2 protein-coding genes and 1 pseudogene are annotated in these 3,991 nt (G+C 72.6%); 2 read left to right on the top strand and 1 reads right to left on the bottom strand.

The window, feature by feature from the left end; all coding sequences use genetic code 11:
- Together FMEAI12_RS33565 and FMEAI12_RS33560 are read left to right on the top strand one after the other, a co-directional pair.
- Positions 1-430: pseudogene (locus FMEAI12_RS33565) on the top strand (hypothetical protein); the annotation flags it as partial.
- Between the two features lie 214 nt (positions 431-644).
- The gene (locus FMEAI12_RS33560) at positions 645-3,032 is read left to right on the top strand and encodes a TIR domain-containing protein (RefSeq protein WP_112109132.1); all 2,388 of its coding nucleotides are present in this window, start codon (positions 645-647) and stop codon (positions 3,030-3,032) included.
- Between the two features lie 63 nt (positions 3,033-3,095).
- On the opposite strand, the gene FMEAI12_RS33555 is transcribed toward FMEAI12_RS33560, so the two are convergent.
- A partial coding sequence (locus FMEAI12_RS33555) for a PLP-dependent transferase (protein WP_200835505.1) occupies positions 3,096-3,991 on the bottom strand: 896 nt, incomplete at its 5' end.

The raw sequence follows: 3,991 nt of genomic DNA, 5'->3' as shown, positions 1-3,991 counted from the left end.
GCCCCCGCCCGTCGAGCCGCCCGCGGTGGCCGTCACCGGAGCCATCGGTGGAGTCACCGCCGCGGCCGGTCGTCCGGCGCCGGCCCCCGTACGGCGCGCGTGGGCCGGGCACCCGGCGGCCGCGGGCGCCGGGACCGCGGCGGAGTCGGCGCTGGCCGGCTTCGCCGGCCTCGACCGGCTGCTCGCCCCGTGGCGGCCGACAGTGGGGGAGGTGGCGACCCCCCGGGTGCCGGACCTGCCGGACCTGCCCGACGTGTCGGGGGTGTCCGTCGAGGTCCCGGGAGCGCGGCCGGTCCTGGTGCTCTCCCGCCGCCTGCCCGATGTCTTCTCCCGGACACCCGTGCCGTCGGTGGAACTGCTCCGGACGCTGTCCTGGATGCGGTCGGAGCCGCGGGAACGTGCTGGTCGGGGCACCTCGCGGGGGCATTGACCCGGCTGCGTCGACATACCGGCCCGCATACCGGCCGCCGGCACGACAAATCGTTTCCCCATGCCAGGGGGCGGGGCCGTCCCAGGCGAGTCCCGCCAGATGTCGGCTTGCTCCGTGCGCGGCCTGTTCTGCCGGCGCGGAACGGCACCGGTTATTCCCCCACTGTGTGCGAGCAGGTGATACTGACGTGTTCGCACGAGGGGGGAGACGTTGAATGGCGCCGCGGGCCATGGTGGAGCCGGTTGCCTTCCTGAGCTATGCGCACACGGACGACACCGGTCGCGGTCGTCTCACCAGGCTCAGGACGGATCTGGAACACGAGCTCTGCGAGCGCTCCGGCCGGGATATCAAGATCTTCCAGGATCGCAGCGACGTCGTAGCGGGTGACCTCTGGCGATCCACACTCGAGACCGGGCTGGGCAGGGTTCTGTTCCTGCTGCCGGTGGTGTCCCCCGCCTTCGTGGCCAGTGACGAGTGCCTCCGCGAGTTCACCCAGTTCCTGGCCCTGGAACGCGCCGAGCAGTCCAGGCGCGGCGCGCGCCGCCGGATAATCCCGATCTACTGGTCCGAGGTGGACCTGGCCGGGCTGCTCGCCGCCGCCGAGGAGAGCAGCGACCATCAGCGCGCCGCCATGCTCCGGGTGCTGCGCGACCGCCAGCACCATGCCATCAGGCCACTGCGCACCCTGCGCCCGAGCAGCGGGACGTACGTGCGGGAGATCGGCCGCCTGGCGCAGGTCATGGCGGACCGGCTGCCCCCGCCGCCGAGCCTCGGGAGCCGGCTGGCCGGGTCGGTATCCGTCCTCGCCCGCCGCCGGGGCGGCCGGTTGCGAACCGCCCTCGTCGGCCTGGTCACCGTCCTTGCGGTGCTGGTCTCGTTCGTGCTCTGGAACATCCTCGGATCCGGTGGCGGTGATGGCACCGCCGCCGATCCGAACGCCGGTGACGGCGCGCCGGCCGGCCAGGGCGTGCCGGCGGGCGGGGAGGTGCCCAGCGACACCGAGCGGAGCATCGAGGCGGCCTGGCAGCAGATCGTGGCCGAGAACGAGCGGACCGAGCGGGCGGACCGTGAGCGCGGCGCATCGCCCGACTACCTGACGGTCGTGCTGGCCGGCCACCTGAGCTCCGGGGAACAGACGGACGGGCTCGACAACGTCGAGCTGCTTACCGCGCTGACCGGGATGCGGCAGTTCAATGCCGCGCACCGTGACGACCTGCGGATGCGGGTGTGGGCCGCGAACCTCGGCGGGGACGCGGAGTTCGCCGCGCAGGCCGGGGACAAGATCAGCGAGGCCGCCAGGGATGCCGGGCCGGTGATCGTCGTGGGGCTCGGCCAGACCCGTGACGACTCCGAGAAGATGATCAATAATGTCGGCCAGATGGACCTCGCCGGCAACACGGACGCCTTCTCAGGCGTGCCGATGATCGCAGCCACCCAGTCCGGGACGGACCTGACCGGGGAGCCCGGTTACTTCCGGATCGGCGGATCCGACGACCGGCAGGCCGAGATGGGGCTGTCCTGGGCGCCGCGGGGCCTGCTCCACCGGGTCGTGCCGTTCATCGTCTACGACGACGCGGATCGCTGGGGCCGGAGCATGCTCGATGCCTACAACCGGAAGCTGACCAGCCCCGAGTACAAGTCCCGGTTCGACGGCACCGCGTTCGAGACCCTGCTCGAGCAGCGGGTGATCGCCTACTCGACGGATCCCGACACCCCGAGACCGCTGGGTGACGTGCTGGCGGAACCGCAGGACAGGATCTGCGGGGACAACCCCGAGATAAACGGAACGGCGGTGACCGACGCACCCCGGCTCATCATCTATGCCGGGCGGACGGCAGAACTCCCCGAGCTGCTCAGCCTTCTCATGACCCTGCCCGCGAAGTGCCGGAGCAACGTCCACGTGCTGGGTGGCGACGCGCTTTCCGACCTGCGCGACGGGGATGCCTGGGACACCGTCCGGGAAATTCTCGAGAAGGACCCCGTCACCAGGCCGAAGCTCCTGTTCTCGGCTTTCGGCCCGGAGGAGCCGAATTCGGCGCGAAGGCTGCTCGAGAACGGTCTCATCGCCGACTTCGGCCCGGCCGAGAGCGAATTCCGCAGGGTCCGGGACCTTCTCCCGGAGGAGGACCGGCCCAGATTCGCGGAGTTTCCCGACTCGGCCGCCTGGGCCCTGTACGACGCCGTCACGCTCGCCGGGCAGGTCGGGCTGCGTGCCGGGTCGTGCCGGCGCGAACCGGCCGGGGACGGGTGCCGCGAGCTGCTGGACCGGGCGGACGCCGTCCGCGAGACGTCGCACCGCCGGCTCACCACCGGTTTCGACGGCTTCGACCTGTACGTCGCGCTCCGCGAGGTCTACCAGGGCAGACGCGGCTTCGTGGGGGTCACCGGGGTCGTGCACGACCCCGAGCCCGACCGCGCGCTCGACGTGCCCGACCAGGGCGGCGGCCTGGACCCGGCCGGGAAGCTGATGGTGGTCTACGAGCTCTCCGCGGAACCGTCGCGCGCGGTCATCACCGTCAGCTGTGCCATCCCGGACCCGCGCGCCGCGGCAGCGGCGAGCACGCGCTGCGACGGTCGGGAGGTCGGCCTCGGAGCGCCCTGACCCGCCCCGCCCGGGCGCCGTCGGGACGTCGGCCGACCGCGGGCGTCCCGACCGCCGGAGGTCTCAGACGGGGCCCGTGATCGCGCGGAACGCCCCGTCGAGGTCGGCGAGGATGTCGTCCACGCCCTCGAGGCCGACGCAGAGCCTGACCAGGTCGGCGGACACCCCGCTGGTGAGCCGTTCGTCCTCGCGTAGCTGCGCGTGCGTGGTGGACGCCGGGTGGATGGCCAGCGAGCGGACGTCGCCGACGTTCGCCAGGTGGCTGTGCAGCTCCAGCGCCTCGATGAACGCGGGCCCGGCCGCCGCCCCGCCGCGCAGGCCGAACGCGACCACCGCCCCGGTGCCGCGCGGCAGGTAACGCGCCGCCGCGGCGTGCCACGGGCTGGAACGCAGCCCCGGGTAGGCCACCCAGCCGACCTCGTCGCGCGCGGCCAGCCACTCGGCGACGCGCAGCGCGTTGGCGCTGTGCCGCTCCATCCGCAGTGACAGCGTCTCCAGGCCCTGCAGGAACAGGAAGGAGTTGAGCGGCGCGACGGCCGGGCCGAGGTCGCGCAGGAGCTGCACCCGGGCCTTGGCGATGTAGCTGCCGTGACCGAGGGCGTCCCAGTAGACCAGGCCGTGGTAGCTCGGGTCGGGGGTGGTGAAGTTCGCGAACCGCCCGCTGGCGCCGTAGTCGAACCGGCCGCTGTCGACGATGATCCCGCCGATCGAGGTGCCGTGGCCGCCGATGAACTTGGTCGCCGAGTGCACGACGATGTCGGCGCCGTGCTCGAACGGCCGGTACAGGTAGGGCGTCGCCAGGGTGTTGTCGATGATCAGAGGTATCCCGGCCTCGTGCGCGACGGCCGCGACGCCCTCGGTGTCGAAGACGTCCCCGCGCGGGTTGCCGATCGTCTCGCCGTAGAAGGCCCGCGTCTCGGGGCGTACCGCGGCCCGCCAGGCGTCAAGGTCGTCCGGGT

The organism is Parafrankia sp. Ea1.12, assembly GCF_900465275.1.
GTDB lineage: Bacteria > Actinomycetota > Actinomycetes > Frankiales > Frankiaceae > Parafrankia > Parafrankia soli.
Note: the sequence above shows the minus strand (reverse complement) of the source record. Positions and strands in the feature narration are given on the sequence as shown.

Excerpts from the sequence above, each read along its gene's own strand:
- FMEAI12_RS33560 (WP_112109132.1), top strand. The coding sequence starts at position 645 with ATGGCGCCGCGGGCCATGGTGGAGCCGGTTGCCTTCCTGAGCTATGCG.